At 68.8% G+C, this 20531-nt stretch carries 14 protein-coding genes; 6 read left to right on the forward strand and 8 right to left on the reverse strand.

Annotated elements, in window-relative coordinates; genetic code table 11:
- The 4 genes from VFF46_RS11620 to VFF46_RS11635 all read right to left on the reverse strand — a co-directional run.
- On the reverse strand, positions 1–1019 hold a 1019-nt coding region (locus VFF46_RS11620; RefSeq protein ID WP_325037094.1), incomplete at its 3' end, for a heavy metal translocating P-type ATPase.
- A 16-nt stretch (positions 1020–1035) separates the two neighbouring features.
- A complete protein-coding gene (locus VFF46_RS11625; protein ID WP_325037095.1) occupies positions 1036–2007 on the reverse strand; it encodes a hypothetical protein in 972 nt (323 codons plus the stop codon).
- Positions 2004–2225 carry a heavy-metal-associated domain-containing protein gene (locus VFF46_RS11630; RefSeq protein ID WP_325037096.1) on the reverse strand — a complete coding sequence of 74 codons (222 nt, stop codon included), beginning with the start codon at positions 2223–2225 and terminating at the stop codon, positions 2004–2006. The genes VFF46_RS11625 and VFF46_RS11630 overlap by 4 nt, the downstream gene beginning before the upstream one ends.
- 102 nt (positions 2226–2327) lie before the next feature.
- Positions 2328–2624 carry a metal-sensitive transcriptional regulator gene (locus tag VFF46_RS11635; protein ID WP_414673057.1) on the reverse strand — a complete coding sequence of 99 codons (297 nt, stop codon included), beginning with the start codon at positions 2622–2624 and terminating at the stop codon, positions 2328–2330.
- A 295-nt stretch (positions 2625–2919) separates the two neighbouring features.
- On the opposite strand from VFF46_RS11635, the gene VFF46_RS11640 reads away from it, so the two are divergent.
- Positions 2920–3711, forward strand: coding sequence for a class I SAM-dependent methyltransferase (locus tag VFF46_RS11640; RefSeq protein WP_325037097.1), 792 nt, complete (start codon positions 2920–2922; stop codon positions 3709–3711).
- Between the two features lie 43 nt (positions 3712–3754).
- Here VFF46_RS11640 and VFF46_RS11645 read toward each other — a convergent pair whose 3' ends face one another.
- A complete protein-coding gene (locus VFF46_RS11645) occupies positions 3755–6253 on the reverse strand; it encodes a YfhO family protein (protein WP_325037098.1) in 2499 nt (832 codons plus the stop codon).
- Positions 6254–6358: 105 nt separating this feature from the next.
- Here VFF46_RS11645 and VFF46_RS11650 point away from each other — a divergent pair, with 105 nt between their 5' ends.
- Positions 6359–7339 (forward strand): glycosyltransferase family 2 protein, encoded by a 981-nt coding sequence (locus VFF46_RS11650; protein WP_325037107.1) that lies wholly within the window; start codon positions 6359–6361, stop codon positions 7337–7339.
- Positions 7340–7354: 15 nt separating this feature from the next.
- Here VFF46_RS11650 and VFF46_RS11655 read toward each other — a convergent pair whose 3' ends face one another.
- Positions 7355–8431, reverse strand: coding sequence for a sn-glycerol-3-phosphate ABC transporter ATP-binding protein UgpC (locus tag VFF46_RS11655; RefSeq protein ID WP_325037099.1), 1077 nt, complete (start codon positions 8429–8431; stop codon positions 7355–7357).
- Positions 8432–8653: 222 nt separating this feature from the next.
- Here VFF46_RS11655 and VFF46_RS11660 point away from each other — a divergent pair, with 222 nt between their 5' ends.
- Together VFF46_RS11660 and VFF46_RS11665 are read left to right on the forward strand one after the other, a co-directional pair.
- Positions 8654–9673 (forward strand): LacI family DNA-binding transcriptional regulator, encoded by a 1020-nt coding sequence (locus VFF46_RS11660; protein ID WP_325037100.1) that lies wholly within the window; start codon positions 8654–8656, stop codon positions 9671–9673.
- Between the two features lie 112 nt (positions 9674–9785).
- On the forward strand, positions 9786–13658 hold the full coding sequence (locus tag VFF46_RS11665; RefSeq protein ID WP_325037101.1) for a S8 family serine peptidase: 3873 nt from the start codon (positions 9786–9788) through the stop codon (positions 13656–13658).
- Positions 13659–13757: 99 nt separating this feature from the next.
- Here the strand turns inward: VFF46_RS11665 and soxR are convergent, their stop codons facing one another.
- Positions 13758–14234, reverse strand: a complete 477-nt coding sequence (gene soxR / locus VFF46_RS11670; protein ID WP_325037102.1) for a redox-sensitive transcriptional activator SoxR — start codon at positions 14232–14234, stop codon at positions 13758–13760.
- Positions 14235–14574: 340 nt separating this feature from the next.
- Here soxR and VFF46_RS11675 point away from each other — a divergent pair, with 340 nt between their 5' ends.
- Positions 14575–16740: a DEAD/DEAH box helicase gene (locus VFF46_RS11675; RefSeq protein WP_325037103.1), complete on the forward strand. Its 2166-nt coding sequence runs from the start codon at positions 14575–14577 to the stop codon at positions 16738–16740.
- A gap of 61 nt (positions 16741–16801) precedes the next feature.
- On the opposite strand, the gene VFF46_RS11680 is transcribed toward VFF46_RS11675, so the two are convergent.
- The gene (locus VFF46_RS11680; protein WP_325037104.1) at positions 16802–17893 is read right to left on the reverse strand and encodes an aminotransferase class V-fold PLP-dependent enzyme; all 1092 of its coding nucleotides are present in this window, start codon (positions 17891–17893) and stop codon (positions 16802–16804) included.
- A 116-nt stretch (positions 17894–18009) separates the two neighbouring features.
- Here VFF46_RS11680 and VFF46_RS11685 point away from each other — a divergent pair.
- On the forward strand, positions 18010–20531 hold a 2522-nt coding region (locus VFF46_RS11685), incomplete at its 3' end, for a penicillin acylase family protein (protein ID WP_325037105.1).

Below are 20531 nucleotides of genomic sequence, written 5' to 3' on the forward strand. Positions count from 1 at the left end.
TGTACGGCGGCCTTCCCGTTCTGCGCGTCCTCGACCAGCCGCGCCATCTGCGCGAGCTGCGTGTCCGCGCCGACCCGGGTCGCCCGGACCACCAGCCGGCCGCCGGCATTGACGGTCGCACCAACGACCGCGTCCCCGGCGCCGACCTCGACCGGCACCGATTCGCCGGTCAGCATCGACGCGTCGATCGCGCTGCTGCCGGTGACGATCACGCCGTCGGTCGCGACCTTCTCGCCGGGCCGGACGACGAACTCGTCACCCTCGACGAGCTGGTCGGCCGGGATCCGGGTCTCGGTCCCGTTCCGCAGTACGGCGACGTCCTTCGCGCCGAGCTCCAGCAGCGCCCGGAGCGCGGCGCCCGAGCGGCGCTTGGCGCGGGCCTCGAAGTACCGCCCGGCGAGGATGAACGTGGTGACGCCGGCCGCGACCTCGAGGTAGATCTCCTCCGCGCCGCCGCCCCGGGACGGGATCAGCGTGAACGGCATCTTCATCCCGGGGGCACCGGCCGAGCCGAGGAACAGCGCGTACAGCGACCACAGGAACGCGCTCACCACCCCGAGCGAGATCAGCGTATCCATCGTCGCGGCGCCGTGCCGCAGGTTCGTCCAGGCGGCCTTGTGGAACGGCCAGGCCGCCCAGGTCACCACCGGGAACGCCAGCGTCAGCGACGCCCACTGCCACGAGTCGAACTGCAGCGCCGGGATCATCCCGAACGCGATCACCGGGACCGCGAGCACGATGCTGCCGATCAGCCGCTCCCGCAGCGGTTTCAGCTCGTCCGGTGCTTCCGTGGAAGGCTCGACGGCCGGTGACGGCAGCGCCGCCGTGTACCCGGTCTGCTCGACCGTGGCGACCAGGTCGTCGGTCGAGATGCCGTCCGGGTATATGACCTTCGCCTTCTCGGTGGCGTAGTTGACGGTCGCGGTGACGCCGTCCATCCGGTTCAGCTTCTTCTCCACCCGGGCCGCGCAGGAGGCGCACGTCATGCCACCGATGATGAGCTCGACGGACTGACCCATGATGTGATGCCTCCTCTCAGTGACCGTGGGGCGTTTCCGCGTGCCCCGCGGTGGTGGTCGTGGTTGCGGTCGGTGGGACGATCGGCGGTCCGGACGGGCCGACCTTGACCGTGAACTCGGCGGTGTGGACGGCGCCCGCGTGCTGGAAGTCCAGGAACAGGCTGTACGTCCCCGCGGTCGGGAAGGTGGTCGCGAACGTGATCTCCGGGCCGCCCTTCGTCCCCGGCGCGGCGTGCTCCGCCGGATGGTTGTGCAGGTAGGCCAGGTCGCCGCCGCGCAGTGACACCAGGTGCCCGAAGGCGCCGAGGTACGGCTGCAGATCGGTGACCGCCTTACCGTCCTTGCTGACCTTGAACGTCAGCTCGGACTCCTTGCCCGCGACGGGCGCGCCCGCCAGCGTCACGTCGTACCCGTCGAAGCTGTAGACGCTCGCCGGCTCGGCGACCGGGACCGGGACGTACATCCCGGTGACGTTGACGTCCGTACCGAGTGTGATCGTGCTGTCGTGCCCGGCCGGCTGGAAGTCGGCGTACAGCCGCCAGGTCCCGCCGGCAGTGAACGTGAACGGGATGCTCCACGTGCCGTCCGCTGCCATCGCCGGGTGCACGTGGTGGAACCCGGACAGGTCCCGCCGTACGACGATCAGGTGCAGGTCCTTCTCGTGGGTCTTCGTGTACTTCGTGACCGGCTTGCCGTCCGGTCCTTGGATCGTGAAGCGCAACTCGGTTTGCTGCTGACCGGTGAAGAACGTCTTCACCGGCGCGAACGTGTAGCCCTGATCGGACACCGCCAGCCCGGGCAGCTGCCCGCCGGCGGCGTGTGAGCCGTGCTCCATCCCACCCATCTCCTCTCCGTGCGCAGGGGCCGCGGAGGTGTCGCCGGCCGCCGCGATCGGGCCGACCGCGGACCCGATGCCGAACGCCGCCCCGAAGGCGAGCGCCAGCACACCGGCGAACGCGCCGAGCCGGAGCGCGGCGGCCCGGTTCACGACGCCGCCAGTTCGTAGCCCGCCTCGTCGACGGCATCCCGTACGGCGGCCTCGTCCAGCGCGGCCTCACTCGTCACGTGCACCGCAGAGGTGCCACCCGCGACGAGGTCGATCCTGACCTCCTGAACCCCGACGAGCTTGCTGATCTCCTCGGTAACAGCCGACGTGCAGTGCCCGCAGGTCATACCGGACACGGAGTAGGTAGTGGTGGTGCTCATATCGATGCTCCTTGCTCGAAACGGGTTGCCATACGTGAAATTCGCCTTCCGCCGGGTTCACCTGTGGACCCAACGGATGTCAGGTGCGGACCCAGCCGGGTGTCAGCTGCGGACGAGGCGGGCGATTGCGTCGGAGGCTTCCCGGACCTTCTCGTCGGCTTCCGGACCACCCTTCTGCGCGGCCTCGACCACACAGTGCGAAAGATGCTCGTCGAGCAACTCCAACGAGAACGACTGCAACGCCTTCGTGGCCGCCGACACCTGAGTGAGGATGTCGATGCAGTACTGATCCTCCTCAACCATCCGCTGCAGCCCCCGAACCTGCCCCTCGATCCGCCGCAACCGCTTCAGATGCCGGTCCTTGTCGGCGCTGTACCCATGCACGTGCTCACCGCTCACCGCAGCCTCCTGACCTCAACTACCCCTCGGGGGTATCTCCACGCCTCCGAAAGTACCCCCTCTGGGTATCAAACACAAGCCGATCGGCGATACCACCACGGGGTATCCGTTCGGCCCGGATCTGACAAGAAGGCGAATGCGGCGGTTTGGGCTGCTCGCGGGGTGAGGGCAACTGGCGAGCTGATGGACACCGCGACGGCTGCTAATTTCGTTGAGTCCGCGCCTGTGGTCGTGTTGGCTGGCGGCGCCGAACTGTTAGTACCGCTGGTATCCGCTTGGCTGTAGGGAGTTGAACGTGCAGGACAGTGCTGCCGACCCCGTTGCCCATAATCGGGCTGCCTGGGACAAATATGTCCAGGAGGGCAACGAATGGTCGACGCCGGTGAGTACTGCGGATGTCGAGCGCGCGCGGCTGGGGGACTGGTCGGTTGTGCTCATCGGGCATGAGCCTGTCGACCGTTCCTGGTTGCCGGCGGACCTGACCGGCAAGGACGTGTTGTGCCTCGCGTCGGGCGGTGGCCAGCAGGGTCCGATTCTCGCCGCCGCCGGGGCGCGGGTCACCGTGTTCGACAACTCGCCCGGCCAGCTCGGCCAGGACGAGCTGGTCGCGGCGCGCGACGGACTCGACCTACGCACCGTACTGGGTGACATGCGCGACCTCAGCGCCTTCGGCGACGCGGCGTTCGACGTGGTCTTCCACCCGGTCTCGAACTTGTTCGTACCCGACGTGGCACCGGTCTGGCGTGAGTGCTTCCGCGTCCTGCGCCCGGGCGGAACTCTGCTGGCGGGCTTCCTCAACCCGGACGCGTACTTGTTCGACGACGAGATCCTCGAGGAGCGCGGCGAGCTGGTCGTCGTACACAAGCTCCCGTACAGCGACGTCACGCAGTACTCCGCCGAGGAACGTGCCGCGAAGTTCGGCGCCGATGCGCCGCTTGAGTACAGCCACACCCTCACCGACCAGCTCGGCGGGCAACTCGCCGCCGGATTCGTCCTCACCCGCTTCGCCGAAGCGCCGCACCAATCCAACGCCTCCGCCGAATACCTGTCGCACTATTTCGCCACCCAGGCGATCAAACCCACCTGACCCACCAGCTCAACCCCACGCCAGGTGCCCAACCTTCACCACATCACCTCGCTGTACGCCGCCGGCGTCGTATAGCTCCGATCCCGGCGATTCCAACTGTTAGTACCAATGCCGCCGCGGCGATTGCCAAGCCGCGGCGTAGCCCCGGTGGTGTGAAGGTGCAGGCGACGTGCGTGGCCCCGTTGGTGAGCGGAACGGCCATCAGGCCGCCGAAGTCGCTCGGGACCTGATCCTTGCCGCCTGCCTTGCAAGACCACCCGTCGATCTTCGGTACGCCGATGACCGCCCACCCGGTGCTCCCGGCAGGCAACGTCGCACTCAGCGAATGCCCGCCGATCCCCACATGCTTGGCCCCAGCAGCGCGCAGCGACGTCACCGCTTTCTGCAGCGCCGCCGGGCTCAAGCACCCGATCGCGTTGTGCGGCGGGATCCCCTGCGGGTCCTCGCCGAAGTTGACCTCGACGAGCACCGCCCCGGACGCCGGCACGGTGCCGAGCTGGACCATCGCGCTACTCGTGTTGATCCCGGGCCGCCGTGTCGCGCTGAGCTCGTGCCAGCCGCCGCCGGACAACCGGGCGCGGCCGCTGACGCGAGGCATGAACAGGTACGCCGTACTCGTCGGCGCGCACTTCGCGACCAGCTTGACGTCGCCGGTCGCGAATCGGGTCCCCTTGTACGTCGGGACCTCGTACACGGTCGACCCGAGCAGCCGCTCCTGCATGGCGTACGCGTTCGGGGCGTTGGTGTCGGACGTCACGGCCGGGTCCAGCCGGCGCCGTACCGTGACGAGTGGCGGCACTACTGCCTTGGTGATGTGCGGGTTGGTGTCGACCAGCCGCATCCGGGCGCCGACGGAGAAGATCGCGTCGGTGACCGGGTTGTCGAGGGTGCGCGACGCCCGGCCGTACCCGGACCAGCCGAACCCGAGGCCCGTCATCATCTGGTTCACCGAGTACGGCAGCAGGCTGCTGTACAGGCCCGCGCCCTGGCCGCCGAGCAGCATCGGGTCGTTCGGCGTGAACGACGTCCCGGGCTCGGTCCGGTACTTCGGCCACTCACCGACCTGGCGCAACTCGTTGTACCGCGCGGTCTGTTTCGCGTCCCACGGGTCCGCCGACGAGCTGAGCAGCTTGGCCCGGTACTCGTCGGTGACGACAGCGCTCCAGGTCGCCTCCAATGTCACGACGGCCAGCAGTACGGCGAATGCTGCCGCCACCGGGAGCCGCCGGGGACCGGGCTTGCGGCGCAGCAGCCAAATGGTGCCGAACGCAACCAAAGCGACCGCTCCGGAAACGACCAGCACCGTCAGCCAGTGCGCCTTCAGCAGCGGGCTGCCGTCGGACAGTACGGCGATCAGCGCGAGCAGCACGCCGCCGCCGAGCAACGCGAGCGGGCCGGGGAGCTTGTGCGCGACCGAGATCCACGCGACCGCGACGAGCAGACCGCAGAGCACGAACGCCTCGCGGTACTGGCTGCCGTTCGGGGTGTCGAACGCGTGCCAGAACGCCTGCGTCGGACCCCACCGGAACGTCAGCGCCACGCCGACGATCGTGATCGCCCAGACCACCTTCGACCGCCACGGCACGAACCGGTTGAACGGCATCGTCAGCGCGAGCAGCAGCGCGAGCGTGCCGACGTACAGGCTGGCGGTCTTGCCGACCCCCTCGGTGAGCGGCAGCAGCCGGGACAGGAACACGTCGACCGCCGACGGGTGGAAGATCCCGGACGGGGACGGCGTTGCGGCGCGGTTGGTGAGGATGATCGGTAGCAGGATGGGCGCCACCAGGGCCATGCCGAGCGCGAACGACACGCCGTGCCGCACGACCGACCGGAGCCGCAGTGACCAGCTCAGGTCGCTGCTCAGCAGCCGGGCGAGCAGGTAGATCCCACCCGCGAACGTTGCCATGTAGGCGGTGTAGAAGTTGGACAGCCAGAAGACGGCCACCACCAGCACGCTCAGCACCCGGTTGGTCCGCCGCAGTGACCATTCGGCGACCAGGAAGAACATCGGCAGGGCGATCAGACCGTCCAGCCACATCGGGACGTAGGATCCGTCGTCGAGCGCCCACCCGCAGACGCCGTACGAGATGCCCAGCATTGCCGCGACCCAGCGAGGGCCGGGGCGCATCCTGAGCAGCGCGACGGCCATCGCGGCGGCGGCCAGGCTGAGCTTGAGAGTGGTGATGACGAAGACGGCGAGATCGACCCGGTCGCGCGGGAACAGGCCCACCAGCAGGGACAATGGGCTGCCGAGGTCGACGCCGAGGTCGGCCCAGAAGCCGACGCCGAACGCGCTCTGCCAGTTGAACAGCAGGTCGCCCTGGGCCTGACCGTGCAGGATGTCCCAGAGGTGCGCGAAGAAGGGGACGTACTGCGTGCCAAGATCGTTGGTACTGCGGGAGATCGAACCGAAGGGATAGGTACCGCGGATGATTCCGGAGGCGACGAACACCGCCGCCACCCCGACAGCGGCGACGCCGGCAGGGAGTAGTGCCGGACGCCCCCGCGGCGCTTGTTGCTCGACAGCGTCCTCGGAAACCACTGGCCGCCCCTTCGTTCCGATCGTTCGGCCGCCAAAGCTAGCCGGTAGTACTGGTCTGGACAAGAATCGCACCATGGTCGACGGACTGAGCGGGCGGGGACAATGATGCGGTTGAGTCTGGTGGTGCCGTGTTACAACGAGGTCGAGGTGATCTCCCGGTTCCATCAGGCACTGAGCCGCGAGCTCGCCGGAACCGGTCGTCCGTACGAGATCGTGTACGTCGACGACGGTAGTGCTGATGGGACGCTCGACGCCCTGGTGGGGTTGGCAGCGACCGACGAATCTGTGCGGTATCTCTCCTTCAGCCGGAACTTCGGCAAGGAGTCCGCGATGCTGGCCGGTCTGCGGTACGCGACCGGTGACGCCGTGGTGATCATGGACGCCGACCTGCAGCACCCGCCGGAGCTGATCGGCCGGATGCTCGAGGAGTACGAGCGCGGCTTCGACCAGGTGATCGCCCGCCGGAACCGAACCGGCGACCCGGCCACCCGCACACTGTTCTCGCGGGCGTACTACTGGCTGATCAACAAGTGGGCCGACGTCGAGTTGATGGACGGCGTCGGCGACTTCCGCCTGCTGTCCCGGCGCGCCGTCGACGGGCTGCTCGAGCTGAACGAGTACAACCGGTTCTCGAAGGGCCTGTTCGCCTGGATCGGGTTCGAGTCGATCCTGTTCGAGTACGACAACGTGAAGGCGCCGGCGGACCGGAAGAGCCGCTGGACGTTCCGGCGGCTGCTCGAGTACGGCCTGGACGGGCTGTTGTCGTTCAACAACAAGCCGTTGCGGGCCGCGATCTACATCGGTCTGCTGCTCACCGCGGTCGCCGCCGGGTACGCCGTGTGGGTCCTGGTGGCGGCGATCCTGCACGGCGTCGACATGCCCGGGTACGTCACGCTGATCGCGGCGATCACCGGCCTCGGCGGGCTGCAGATGGTGATGCTCGGGCTGATCGGCGAGTACATCGGCCGGATCTATTACGAGACCAAGAAGCGCCCGCACTACCTGCTGAAGCAGACCAACATGGCTCCCGCGGAGCGGTCGGAAAAGCTACCGGCCCCGGGTGGACGAGCCACCCGAGGCCGGTAGAGGTACTGCCGAGGATCAGGCGGTGAGCCGCTCCTCGGTGGAGGTGGAGAACAGGTGCAGCTTCTCCGGGACCGCCGCCAGGCGGACGGTGGAGCCCTTCTCGACCTGCATCCGGGCGTCGATGCGCGCCACGATCTGCGCCTGGTCGCCGTGCTCCGTGGTGCCGTACAGGTACGCGTCGGCGCCGAGCTCCTCGACGACCGCGACCTTCACCGGCAGGCCCTCGTCGGCGACCTTGAAGGCCTCCGGGCGAACGCCGACGGTCAGGGTCTTGTCGCTGCCGGCCTTGGCGAGCACGTCGCGCGGGACCGGGATCACGTAGTCGCCGACCTTGGCGCCGCCTTCGGCGATGTCCGCGGTCAGCAGGTTCATCGCCGGCGAGCCGATGAAGCCCGCGACGAACTTGTTCTTCGGGTTGTCGTACAGGTTCAGCGGGGTGTCGACCTGCTGGAGCAGACCGTCCTTGAGGACCGCGACGCGGTCGCCCATCGTCATGGCCTCGACCTGGTCGTGCGTGACGTACACGGTCGTGACACCGAGGCGCTGCTGCAGCTCGGCGATCTGCGTACGGGTCTGGACGCGGAGCTTGGCGTCGAGGTTCGACAGCGGCTCGTCCATCAGGAAGACCTGCGGGTTACGCACGATCGCGCGGCCCATGGCGACACGCTGACGCTGACCACCGGAGAGCGCCTTCGGCTTGCGGTCGAGGTACTCCTCCAGGCCGAGCAGCTTGGCGGCCTCGCCGACCCGCTTCGCCCGGTCCTCCTTGGAGACGCCCTGCATCTTCAGCGCGAAGCCCATGTTGTCGGCGACCGACATGTGCGGGTAGAGCGCGTAGTTCTGGAACACCATCGCGATGTCCCGCTCCTTCGGCGGACGGTGCGTGACGTCGCGGTCGCCGATGTAGATGGAGCCCTCGTTGACCTCTTCGAGGCCGGCGAGCATCCGGAGCGAGGTGGACTTACCACAACCCGACGGGCCGACGAGCACCATGAACTCGCCGTCCTCGATCTCGAGGTTGAGCTTGTCGACGGCGGGGGTGTCCGAACCGGGGTAGACCCGGGTAGCCGCCTTGAACGACACAGTAGCCATGACTGTACTTCCCTTCACCGGCAGGAACGTGCCGGACGATCCGAGTAAAGGTTCCCCCGGGCGGGGGAGTCCGCCTATCCTCGCCCGGCGCCACTCGTCCTGACAAGGTTTGTGCGGTGTGATGTGCCCATTCTGTTCACGGAGTGGACACCAGCACGCAGTCTGCAAGTTCTTGCAGGATCTTGCTGAAATGTCAGCCGCACTCTGGGTACAGTGCCCGGCGTGAGCAGCAGAGCACGGCTGGCGGACATCGCGGCCAAGGCGGGGGTCAGTGAGGCCACGGTCTCGCGGGTGCTGAACGGGAAGCCGGGGGTCGCGGAGGACACGAAACAGTCCGTGCTCACCGCTCTCGACGTCCTCGGGTTCGAGCGGCCGGCCAGGTTGCGGCGGCGGTCCGCCGGGCTGATCGGGCTGGTGATGCCGGAGTTGATGAACCCGATCTTCCCGGCGTTCGCGCAGGTGATCGAGTCGGCGCTGTCGCAGCGCGGGTACACGCCGGTGCTGTGCACGCAGTCCCCGTCTGGCGCGACCGAGGAGGAGTACGTCGAGATGCTGCTCGAGCGCGGCGTCTCCGGGATCATCTTCGTGTCCGGGCTGCACGCCGACACCGGCGCCGACCACGCGCGGTACCAGGCGCTGGTCGAACGCCGGCTCCCGGTGGTGTTCGTGAACGGCTGGCTGCCGTCGATCGAGGCGCCGTTCGTCTCCTCCGACGAGTACGCCGCGATGGAACTGGCCGTCTCGCACCTGGTTGCCCTCGGCCACCGCCGGATCGGGTTCGCGTCCGGGCCGGAGCGATTCCTTGTGGTGCAGCGGAAACTGGCCGGCTACCGGACCTCGATGAAGGCCCAGCTCGGGCTGTCCGACGAGGACCTGGACCCGATGGTTGCCCTGAGCATGTTCGGCGTCGAGGGCGGCGAGGCGGCCGGCCGCCAGTTGCTCGACGCCGGCGTCACCGCGGTCGTCTGCGGCTCCGACATGATGGCCCTCGGCGTCATCCGCGCCGCCCGCCAGCGCGGCCTGTCCGTTCCCGCCGACCTCTCGGTGGTCGGCTACGACGACGCCCCGATGATGGAGTTCACCGACCCACCGATGACCACCATCCGCCAACCGGTCCAGGCCATGGGCCTGGCCGCCGTCCAATCCCTCCTCGAAGAGGTCCGCGGCCACGCCACCCCCCACACCGAATTCCTCTTCCGCCCCGAACTGGTCGTCCGCGGCTCGACGGGCCCGGCTCGGTAGCGACTGGCTCCTTGGTGCCATGGCGTCGGGACGCCAGCGAACTGTGCCGCGCGACAGGACCGATGCCACCGAGACTGGCTGCAGACTCCCGACCCCCCGAACGAGGTCCGCCATGCCCCGCCGTGTCCTTCATGCTGCGAGAGCAGCTCTCGCCGTCGCCCTGGTCGTGCCGCTCGGTCTGGCCACCCCAACCAGCCCGGCCACCGCAGCCCCGATGCAGATCTCCCCGAACGCCACTCAGCAGCCGAACGACCACGCCAAGGCTTTCACGCTCGTGACCGGGGACGTCGTGCGCGTCACCGGCGAAGGTGCGAACCGGCGGGCCGAGATCGTCCATGACGTCCCGCCGGTCGGCGACATCGTCGTGACCACCCTCAACAACGATCTGTACGCCGTACCGACCGCCGTCTCCAGCCTGCTGGCGACCGGCAGGCTGGACCCGCGGCTCTTCGACCTGTCCGAGCTCGACCGCTCCGGCTACGACGACGCCTCGGCTCCGCAACTGCCGCTGATCACCACCTACCCGGCCACGGTCGCGGGCGCCACCGCTCGACGGTCGATGGCGACGAACGTTCCGGCCGGTGCGACCGCAGTCCGGCAGCTGTCCGCGGCGCGCGCCACGGCCATCTCGATGGACCGCTCGAAAGGCGCCGCGTTCTTCACGAGTTTCACCACGGCACAGACCTCGACCCAGCGAATGCTGGCTCCGGGCGTCGGCAAGCTGTGGCTGGACGGGAAGGTGCACGCCAGCTCGGACAACGAGGCCAACGTGCTGATCGGCGCCCGCCCGGTGTGGGACAGCGGGTTCGACGGCACCGGTCAGACCATCGCCGTACTCGACACCGGCATCGACTCCACCCACCCCGACCTGGCCGGCAAGGTGGTCGCCTCGAAGTCGTTCGTTCCGAACGAGCCGGACCCGCTCACCGACAAGTACGGCCATGGCACGCACGTCGCCTCGATCGCACTCGGTACCGGTGCGGCCAGTCAGGGGCAGAACGCCGGCACCGCCAAGGGCGCCAAGCTGGCGATCGGCAAGGTGCTCGACGACACCGGTGCGGGGCAGGAGTCGTGGATCATCGACGCGATGTCCTGGGCCGCCGAGCAGTCCAAGACGGTGAACATGAGCCTGGGCGGCGGGCCGACCGACGGCAAGGACCCGATGGCGGCCGCGCTGGACGAGATCAGCGCCCGGACCGGATCGCTGTTCGTCGCCGCGGCGGGCAACTGGGGGCCGGGCAATGGCTCGTCCCCCTATCCGTTCTCTGTCGGGTCACCAGCCTCGGCCTCCCGCGCTCTTGCCGTCGGCAACGGAAATCACTCGTTCGTGCTGGCCAACAGCTCCAGTGCAGGACCCGGGATCGGGAACCTCGCGCTGAAGCCGCAGATCGTTGCTCCCGGCACCGACATCGTGGCGGCCAGGTCGGCGCAGAGTTCGTTCCGCCCGCTGCCCGACGCGCCGCAGTACACCGAGCTCACCGGTACGTCGATGGCGTCGCCGCGAGTCGCCGGATCGGTGGCGGTCCTACGCCAGCAGCATCCCGACTGGTCGTCCCAGCAGATCATCGACGCGATCACCAGCACCTCCTGCACGCTCGCCTGTCCCGCCAGGACGGGCGGCCAGGAGGATGCGAACCCGCAGACCTGGTGGCGCGGAGCCGGCGGACTGGACCTGCAACGTGCCTCGCAGCAGGCCGTGCGCGGCACCGGTCTGCTCGAGTTCGGCGTGCATTCCGACCCGTTGCCGGCTGACACTGTCGTGAGCAAGACGATCTCCTACGTCAACGACAGCGACGCGCCGGTGACTCTCCAGCTCCAGCTGTCGCTGAAGCGGCCGGATGAAAACTTCACCTACAACGTCCTGCCGTTCCAGAACGTGCCAGGACTGGTAGACGTCCCGGCGAGTGTCACCGTACCGGCCCACGGCTCGGCGGATGTTCCGGTGAAACTGGACCTGGCCAAGGCTCCCCAGGGATCGGTGTACGGCGAGATCGTGGCGACCGCTCCACAGGTCCAGGTTCGGAGCACGCTCAACTGGATGCGCACCACCGCGCTGCACCAGTTGACGATCGAGTACATCGGCCCGAACGGTGAGCACGGCGCGCCGAGTCAGCCCACGTATGGCACGCTCACGGATCTCGAGACCGGTGCGCAGCGGGCGGTCCTGTTCTCCGGCGGTCACGGGTACACGACGGACTTCGCCGGTGCCCTGTCCCCGCGACCCTTGCTGCCGGCCCACAAGTACACGCTGATCACTCTGCAGGCTGAGCAGGCGGTCGGAAAGTACAAGTCCTTCATCGGCTCGTGGACCAGCGCGAGCACTCCGGATCTGGATCTGTCCGCGGATCGTGCCGTCACCGTCGACGCCCGGCTGCGCAAGATCTGGCGGATCTCGACCCAGCGCCCGAGCGTGACCACGAGCACGCGGGTCCTGGAGGTCGACCGGAGCGTTGCCGTGGGTAACCGCCAGTTGTCGTTCGGGCTGGGCACAAGCCTCTGGCTGCCGGACTTCCCGATCTACTCGATCCCCGGGTCCGCGCCGGCGACGGGCAGTCAGCAGTTGCGCATCGGCGAACACCGGGAAGCCCCTGCGGTCACCCTGCGGATCGGTGCCCAGGTGATCGAAGCCCGGCGTCCCGCCATCTCGGACACCAGCGGCGGGTTCCCCGCGCTGTCGGCGGCTCAGTTGTACGACGGCGGCGACGGCCGGGCCGAGGATCTGACCGGAGCGCAGGGCAAGGTGGCGATCATCAACGAAACCGCCGGCGGGAACACACTCGTCGACGACGTCGTGGCGGCAGCCACGAAGGCCAAGGCCGCCGGGGTGCTGGTCGTGGTCCGGGACGCCGGCGTGGCGGAGCGGGCGCTCCGGAATTCTGCGAGTCTGCCGGTGGCCGTGCTCACCGCGGCCCAGGCGACCACCCTTCGCGCACAGCTCGCCGCACACCACGCGACCGCTGTCGTACGGGGCAACTATCCGTCTCCGTACACCTACGATCTCGTGCACAGCATCGCCGGCGCGAGCGGTGCGAACACCGAGATCGCGGTGCGGGACAGCACTCTCGGGAATCGCCGGACCGCCTACACCAAGCAGGCCTCGATCACCGCCTACAGCGTGCTGGAGGACAACACGCGTGACTTCCCCGGCCTCGGCTTGACCAGCAGCCAGGTGGTGCCGGCCGGGTTGGAGCGGGACGAGTTGGCAACTCCCGGTGCTCGGTTCGACCGCTCGTTCAACGGGCTGGGAGACCCCAGGCTGGCCTGGACGGCCAGGGAGTCGGTCGGCCGTGGCGAGGTGATCAGGACCGACGTCGGCTCGGGCACGATGGTGCCGTCACTGAACGGCTACACGAACTCCGGCAATTCGACCCTGTGGATGGGTGGTACGCCGTTCTCGGGATCACGGTCGGCGGTCAACCTGCTCTTCTTCGGCGTCGGCGTACTGACGAGCAGTTACAAGGTCGATGGCACGTCGTGTCAAAGCCCCACTCCCGGTACGTGCGGTCTCTCCGCGCCTGGCCGGTACCAGGTGGAGTACGGCGCGGAGCAGACCGCCCTGCCGCTCGCCTCGAAGACCCATTCCACCTGGACGATCAACGTGACCGCGGGATCGGGAAAGCCGGTGCCGCAACCGATCGTGAACTGGAACTGGTCCGCGGGCATCGGTCTGAGCAACACGACGCCGCGGTCGCCGTACCTGGTCACAGTCCGGCCGACCTACCAGCCGGCGGTCATCGATGCCAGCACGGTGATCCCGTACCCGGACAAGCACGGCCCGTTCCGCGTCCAGCTCAGCGTGACGTACGACGACGGCGCGCACTGGCTGCCGGTGGGTAGTCGCGACGTGGATCCGCAGCAGTCGACCAGCTTCGTCGTGCGGCCGCCGGCGCAGTCGAACGGGTTCGTCGGATACCGGATCAGCGGGGCGGACGATGCCGGGAACGGCCTCGACCAGTGGGTCCTGCGGGCGGCGAAGACCAGCTGATCGCTCTCCGAACCAGCTCCGGCCCGGAAGCCGTCCTTGCCAGGCGGCTCCGGGCCGGAGGTCCGTGGGACACGTCGTGGGGGGCGGACCAGGGCGGTCTCAGCTCTCGCCGGGGATGCCGACGTTGAGCAGGCGGGCGCCGGGGCCGCGGGTGGAGAGGCGGTCCTCCTTGTTGTAGAGGTTGCAGCGCTGGAGGCTCAGGCAGCCGCAACCGATACAGGTGTCGAGGTCGTCGCGGAGGCGCTCGAGCTCGGCGATCCGGTCGTCGAGGCGGCTGCGCCACGACTTCGACAGCTTGCTCCAGTCGGCGCGGGTCGGCGTCCGGTCCTCGGGGAGCGAGTCCAGCGCGTTCCTGATCTCGGCGAGCGCCAGCCCGACCCGCTGCGCGGCCTGCACGAACGCGATCCGGCGCAACGTACTGCGCTGGTACTGCCGCTGGTTCCCGGCGGTACGGCGGGACGCGATCAGGCCCTGGTCCTCGTAGAACCGCAACGCCGACGCCGCCACACCGGACCGCTGCGCGATCTCCCCGATCGAGAGCCAGTGCTCCTTGCTCGGGATGTTCTCGTCTGCCACACAGCCACCCTAGAACGGCATGCCAAAAACTCAACCATGCTTGAAGTGTGCGGGTGGACCAGCGTCGCGACTGGTCTGCTGGTCAGGGCGGCCGTCACGATCGGTTATACTTTTCTGGTGTCGGTGCGCGCGTCGCGTCACCAGAGATGTTCCCAGGCGCTCCGACCCGTCGGTTTCGGCATCCGCTGAAGACTCCGGCGACATGGGTGCAACGCGATAGCACCCGCAGGTCGATGCCCGTCTCCTGCTGAGTACGTAGTCCGGTCATGTTTTCGTGACCGGCGCTCACGTGCGGCTGCGATCCGGCGCCCCTCGTCCGTGAATACGAGAGAGAGTTTGCGTGACCCAGCACCACCAGTTCGACGCAGAGTCCGCCGACGGGCGGAACAAGAAGCCCCGGCACAAGAAGCACCAGAACCAGTCGTACGGCGAGCGGATGGCTGCCGGCGAGCGCCTGGACGCGGAGCCGACGTCCGACGCTGCCCGCACCGAGGACCGCCGGCCGGTCAAGGGCTACCGCTCCGAGCAGCCCCGCTCCGACCGCGGCCAGCGCGCGGGCCAGTACAACCGCGACGACCGTCCGCAGTACAACCGGACCGACCGTCCGCAGTACAACCGGGACGCCCGGCCGCAGTACAACCGCGACGACAAGCCGCAGTACAACCGTGACGACCGTCCGCAGTACCGGCGTGACGACCGCGGCCAGGACAACCGTTCCCAGGACCGTTCGCGGTACAACCGCGACGACAAGCCGGCGTACAACCGGGACGACCGCCCGCAGTACAACCGGGACGACCGCCCGCAGTTCAACCGGGACGACCGTTCCTCGTACCGGCGGGACGACCGGCCGTCGTACAACCGCGACAAGCCGCAGTACAACCGGGACGACAAGCCGCAGTACAACCGCGACAACCGCTCGTCGTACCGGCGGGACGACCGCGCCCAGGGGGACCGGCCGCGCTTCAACCGCGACGACCGCCCGCAGTACAACCGCGACGACCGCCCGCAGTACAACCGCGACGAGCGTCCGCGCTACAACCGCGACGACAAGCCGTCGTACAGCCGTGACGACCGGCCGCAGTACAGCAACAGCAGCCGGGACGACAAGCCGCGGTTCGAGAAGAGCTACCGCAAGGACGAGCCGGTGCAGGAGCCGATCGACCTCGGCACCGTTGCCGAGGACAACCAGTTCGCCGCCCTCGGGCTCGCCCCGCGGCTGGTCCAGCGACTGGCCCGGGACGGCATCACCGCGCCGTTCCCGATCCAGGCCGCGACCATCCCGGACGCGCTGGCCGGCAAGGACGTGCTCGGCCGCGGTCAGACGGGTTCCGGCAAGACGCTCGGCTTCGGTCTCCCGACGCTGATGCGGCTGGCCGGCGGCCGGACCGAGTCGCGCCGCCCACGCGGCATGATCCTGGTGCCGACCCGTGAGCTCGCGATGCAGGTGCACGACGCCCTCGAGCCGCTGGCGCACGTGATGAACGTGTCGCTGAAGCTGATCGCCGGCGGCCTGCCGTACCCGAAGCAGATCGACGCGCTCCGGCGCGGTGTCGACCTGCTGATCGCCACCCCGGGCCGGCTGATCGACCTGTGCGAGCAGGGCGCGGCCGACCTCGGCGCGGTCGAGGTCGCGGTCCTGGACGAGGCCGACCACATGTGCGACATGGGCTTCATGCCGGCGGTCACCACGCTGCTCGACATGACCCCGCCGGAAGGGCAGCGGCTGCTGTTCTCGGCGACGCTCGACAACGACGTCGACAAGATCGTGAAGACCTACCTGAAGGACCCGGTGCAGCACTCCACCGAGTCCGGCCAGGCCTCGGTCAGCACGATGGAGCACCACCTACTGGTGATCGAGCCGGCGCACAAGCAGTCGCTCACCGCCGAGCTGGCCAGCCGGGACGGCCGGACCATCGTGTTCGTCCGGACCAAGCTGGGCGCCGACCGGATCGCGACGCAGCTGCGCGACCGTGGCGTGATGGCCGCGGCGCTGCACGGCGGCCTGACCCAGGGCATGCGGAACCGGACGCTCGACCAGTTCAAGGACGGCTCCGTCCCGGTGCTGGTGGCAACGGATGTCGCGGCCCGCGGTATCCACGTCGACGACGTCGGTCTGGTCGTCCAGGCCGACCCGCCGGCCGAGCACAAGGACTACCTGCACCGCGCCGGCCGTACGGCGCGGGCCGGTGGCAAGGGTGCCGTCGTCACGCTCCTGCTGCCGCACCAGCGGCGCGGGATGATCCGGATGGCCGAGACGGCCGGCGTCAAGGCCGAGCCGGTCCGGGCCCGTCCGGGCGACGAGCTGGTCACCGAGCTGACCGGCGGCAGCAGGCCGTCCGGCTTCCCGGTGAAGCTTCCGGCGCCGAAGCCGCAGCGCTTCAGTAAGGGCGGCAAGCGGTTCGGCGGCAGCCGTCCGGGCCGTGGCCACGACAGCCGGGGCGGCAACGGCCCGCGCCGCGGCAACGGCGGTCCCCGCCGTACCGACGGAAAGTCGTACCAGCACTGAGTTCGATGACGGGTTATGTCACCGGTGGCCTGCTACAACCTGCCATCGGTGGCATAACCCGTCAGCCGTCCAGGACTGCCCAGAGGCGGGCCAGGATGGTGGCGATCTCCTCGGGGGTGAGGGGGACCAGCTCGAGCATCAGCTCGTCGTCGTCCATCCGGTCGGTCATCACGTAGATCGGCGGTGTGCCGGCCTCGAGTTCGGTGGCGACGCGTTTCGCGTCCGGGACCTTCAGCAGTACCCGCGACACCTGCAGGCCGGCCGGGTCCGGGACCGCGGTGACCACGACGCCGGGGATCCGCGACACCGCGGCCACGAACGAGTCCACCTTGGCGCGTTCGTCCGCCTGCCATTTCACCCGGTCGAGCGCCTGCCACTCCTCGAGGGCCGCGAGTACGCCGATGATTGCTTCCTTGGTCGGCTTCATCACCCGCCCGATGCCCTTGTCCTGAGCCCGGACCGCCTGGACCAGCGGCCAGGTCCCGGCGACCAGCCCGGCGGTCGGCGAACCGAGGTACTTCTGCCCGCTGACCAAGACCAGGTCCGCCCCGGTGGCGAGCAGGTCCGCGATCTGCGGGAACTGCGCCGCGCCGTCGATGACCGCCGGTACGCCGCGCCGGTGCGCGGCCTTGATCGCCGCCGCCAGGTCGATCGGCTTGCCGCGGGTCAGCCGTGACGACACCAGCATCAGGCAGGCGACGTCCGGTCCGTCGAGCTCGGCCTCCAGGTCGGCGATCGTGCAGCCGTCCTCGTCGCCGGCCAGGTCCACCTGCGCGCCGGACAGCCGGATGGCCTGCAGGTTCGAGTGGCCGTAGTCGATCACGTGGCAGGCCGGCAGCACCACGCGGTGGTGCATGTCGGTCGTGTCCGGCAACGCCGCCGTACGCCGTGGGTCGCCGCCGGTCATGGTGGCCGCGGCCGCGAGCGTGATGCCCGCGGCGGTGCAGTGCACGACGGCCCCGGCCGCTGCGCCGGTGAGCTGCGCGATGGCCTCGCTGGCCCGGTCGCGGAGCTCGTCCAGCACGAAGAACTCGGGGAGCGCCTGGGCGACGGCGGCCGCGACCCCGTCAGAGCTCCGGGACACCCCGAGCGGGGTGTACGTCCCCCTGGCGTTGATCACCACACTCAATCGATAACGATCGTGGATGCTCATGGTGTTGCTGAGCGTAGTGGTCACGGACCGCAATTGGCGAGAGTCTGTCGGTGGCAAGTTCTTGACCTCAAGCTACTCGTGAGTCATTCTCACTTTCACCGACCTGAGGAGGGACCGTGCTCCGCCCCGCACTCCGCACCCGCCTTCGTACCGGCCGTCGAGCAGCCGCCGCGGCCGCCGTCGTCGCCGTCCTCGCCGCGCTGCCGGCCCCGACCCAGGCGGCGCCGCAGGCCGTTGCCGCAGGCCCCACGGATTATTGCCTTGGGCAATGTCGTGACATCCTGCCGCCGGGCCAGAACGGCAACGCCACCTTCACGGATCTCCTTGCTTTCAAGGCCTTGGGGGTCCGTCCACCGCATTTCAGCGACAGCCTGAAGCCGTACCAGGACCTGGTCTGGAACTCGCAGGGCATCACCGACGACGGCCTCGCGCCGTACTACGACGACTCCTCGTTCGGGGTGAAACCCGACGACGTGGCAAGTACCGTCCACCCGCGCAGCGACGTGACGATCGTCCGCGACAAGTCGCGCGGCATCCCGCACATCACCGGTACCACCCGGCTCGGCACGATGTTCGGTGCCGGGTACGCCGGCGCGCAGGACCGGCTGTTCGTGATGGACGTGTTCCGGCACCTCGGGCGCGGGCAGCTGACGCCGTTCGCGGGCGGTGCCGCGGCGAACCGCGAGTTCGAGCAGGAGTTCTGGCGGACCGCGCCGTACACCGAGGCCGATCTGCAGCGGCAGTTCGACGACGCCGCCACGCTGTACGGCGCCGACGGCGTGAAGATGCAGCAGGACATCCAGGCCTGGGTCGACGGCGTCAACCACTACATCGACACGGTCGGGATCGGGTACCCCGGTGAGTACGTCGCGCTCGGTCTGCAGTGGCCGACGCCGCACTGGAAGGTGACCGACGTGGTCGCCACCGCGGCCGTGGTCGCGGGCATCTTCGGTACCGGCGGTGGTTCCGAGGTCACGTCCGCGCTGGCGCTGCTCGAGGCGCAGGCGAAGTACGGCGTTGCCGAGGGCACCAAAGTGTGGGAGTCGTTCCGTTCGCAGAACGACCCGGAGGCCAGTACGACGGTGCACAACGGGACGACGTTCCCCTATGGGACCACCGGGCCGAACCCGCCGGGCCGCGCGATGCCGGACCGCGGCTCGGTCACCGCGGAACCCGAGGTGATCGACCAGACCGCGAACAAGACGGCCGCCGCCAAACCCGCGCCGAAGGGATCCGAAGCGCTCAAGGGAATCTTCGACAAGGGCTTGTTTCCGGACGGTTTCGGAAAGAAGGGAATGTCGAACGCACTCCTGGTTTCCGGCGCGCACACCCAGTCCGGCAACCCGATCGCGGTCTACGGCCCGCAGACCGGGTACTTCGCCCCGCAGCTGCTGCTGCGCCAGGAGTTGCAGGGCCCGGGCGTCAGTTCGCGCGGGATCGCGTTCGCCGGCCTCAACTTCTACACGTTGATCGGCCGCGGCCCGGACTACTCGTGGAGCGCGACCTCCGCCGGGCAGGACATCACCGACACGTTCGCCGTACCGCTGTGTGAACCCGGTGGTGGAACGCCGACGAAATCCTCGCAGTACTACGTTTTCCGCGGCCAGTGCGTGCCGATCGAACGGCTGGAGCGGCACAACTCGTGGTACTCCAGCCTGGGGTCGTCGGAGCCTGCCGGGTCGTACACGTTGGTTGCCCTGCGCACCAAGTACGGCATCGTGACGCACCGCGGGACGGTCGGCGGAAAGCCTGTTCTGTTCACGAAGAACCGGTCGACGTACGGCAACGAGGCGGGGTCGGCGCTGGGGTTCATGCAGTTCAACGACCCGGACAAGATCCACTCGGCGGCCGACTTCCAGAAGGCCGCGGCGAACATCGGGTACACGTTCAACTGGTTCTACACCGACAAGAACTCGATCGCGTACTTCAACTCCGGCGACAACCCGGTCCGCGCGGACGGCGCCGACCCGAACCTGCCGACCTGGAGCACCTACGAGTGGAAGGGCTGGAACCCGGACACCAACCGCGCGACCTACACGCCGCCGGCGCAGCATCCGCAGGTCGTCAACCAGGACTACCTGACCAGCTGGAACAACAAGCAGGCGCCCGGGTACTCCGCCTCGGACGGCCAGTGGGGGTACAACGCGGTCTACCGCAGCCAGCCGCTCGACGACCGGATCAAGACCGTCATCGACAGCGGGCAGAAGTTCACCCGCGGCAAGCTGGTCGAGGCGATGGAGGACGCGGCCACCGTCGACCTCCGCGGCGACCAGGTGCTGCCGTACCTGCTGCGCGTCCTGAAATCGGCCCCGATCACCGACCCGGCCGTCGCCGACGCGGTCGCCAAACTGACGGCCTGGCAACAATCCGGCGCCCACCGCAGGACCCCGAACGCCTCATCCCGCACCAACACCAACGCCGACGCCATCCAGTTGCTGGATGCTTGGTGGCCCCTACTGGTCCCAGCAGAGTTCAAGGACCTCGGACCGGACCTCTACAGCGCGCTGACCGCCAACCTGAAGATCGACGAGCGCCCGAGTGCGCAGGGATCCTCCTTCCAGAGCGGCTGGTGGGGCTTCGTCCAGCGGGACATGCGCAAGGTCCTGGGCGATCCGGTGAAGGCCTCTCAGCCCGTGAC

This window comes from Kribbella sp. (assembly GCF_035655035.1).
Classification (GTDB): domain Bacteria; phylum Actinomycetota; class Actinomycetes; order Propionibacteriales; family Kribbellaceae; genus Kribbella.

Excerpts from the sequence above, each read along its gene's own strand:
- VFF46_RS11630 (WP_325037096.1), bottom strand. The coding sequence starts at position 2,225 with ATGAGCACCACCACTACCTACTCCGTGTCCGGTATGACCTGCGGGCAC.
- VFF46_RS11650 (WP_325037107.1), top strand. The coding sequence starts at position 6,359 with ATGCGGTTGAGTCTGGTGGTGCCGTGTTACAACGAGGTCGAGGTGATC.
- VFF46_RS11655 (WP_325037099.1), bottom strand. The coding sequence starts at position 8,431 with ATGGCTACTGTGTCGTTCAAGGCGGCTACCCGGGTCTACCCCGGTTCG.
- VFF46_RS11665 (WP_325037101.1), top strand. The coding sequence starts at position 9,786 with ATGCCCCGCCGTGTCCTTCATGCTGCGAGAGCAGCTCTCGCCGTCGCC.
- VFF46_RS11680 (WP_325037104.1), bottom strand. The coding sequence starts at position 17,893 with ATGAGCATCCACGATCGTTATCGATTGAGTGTGGTGATCAACGCCAGG.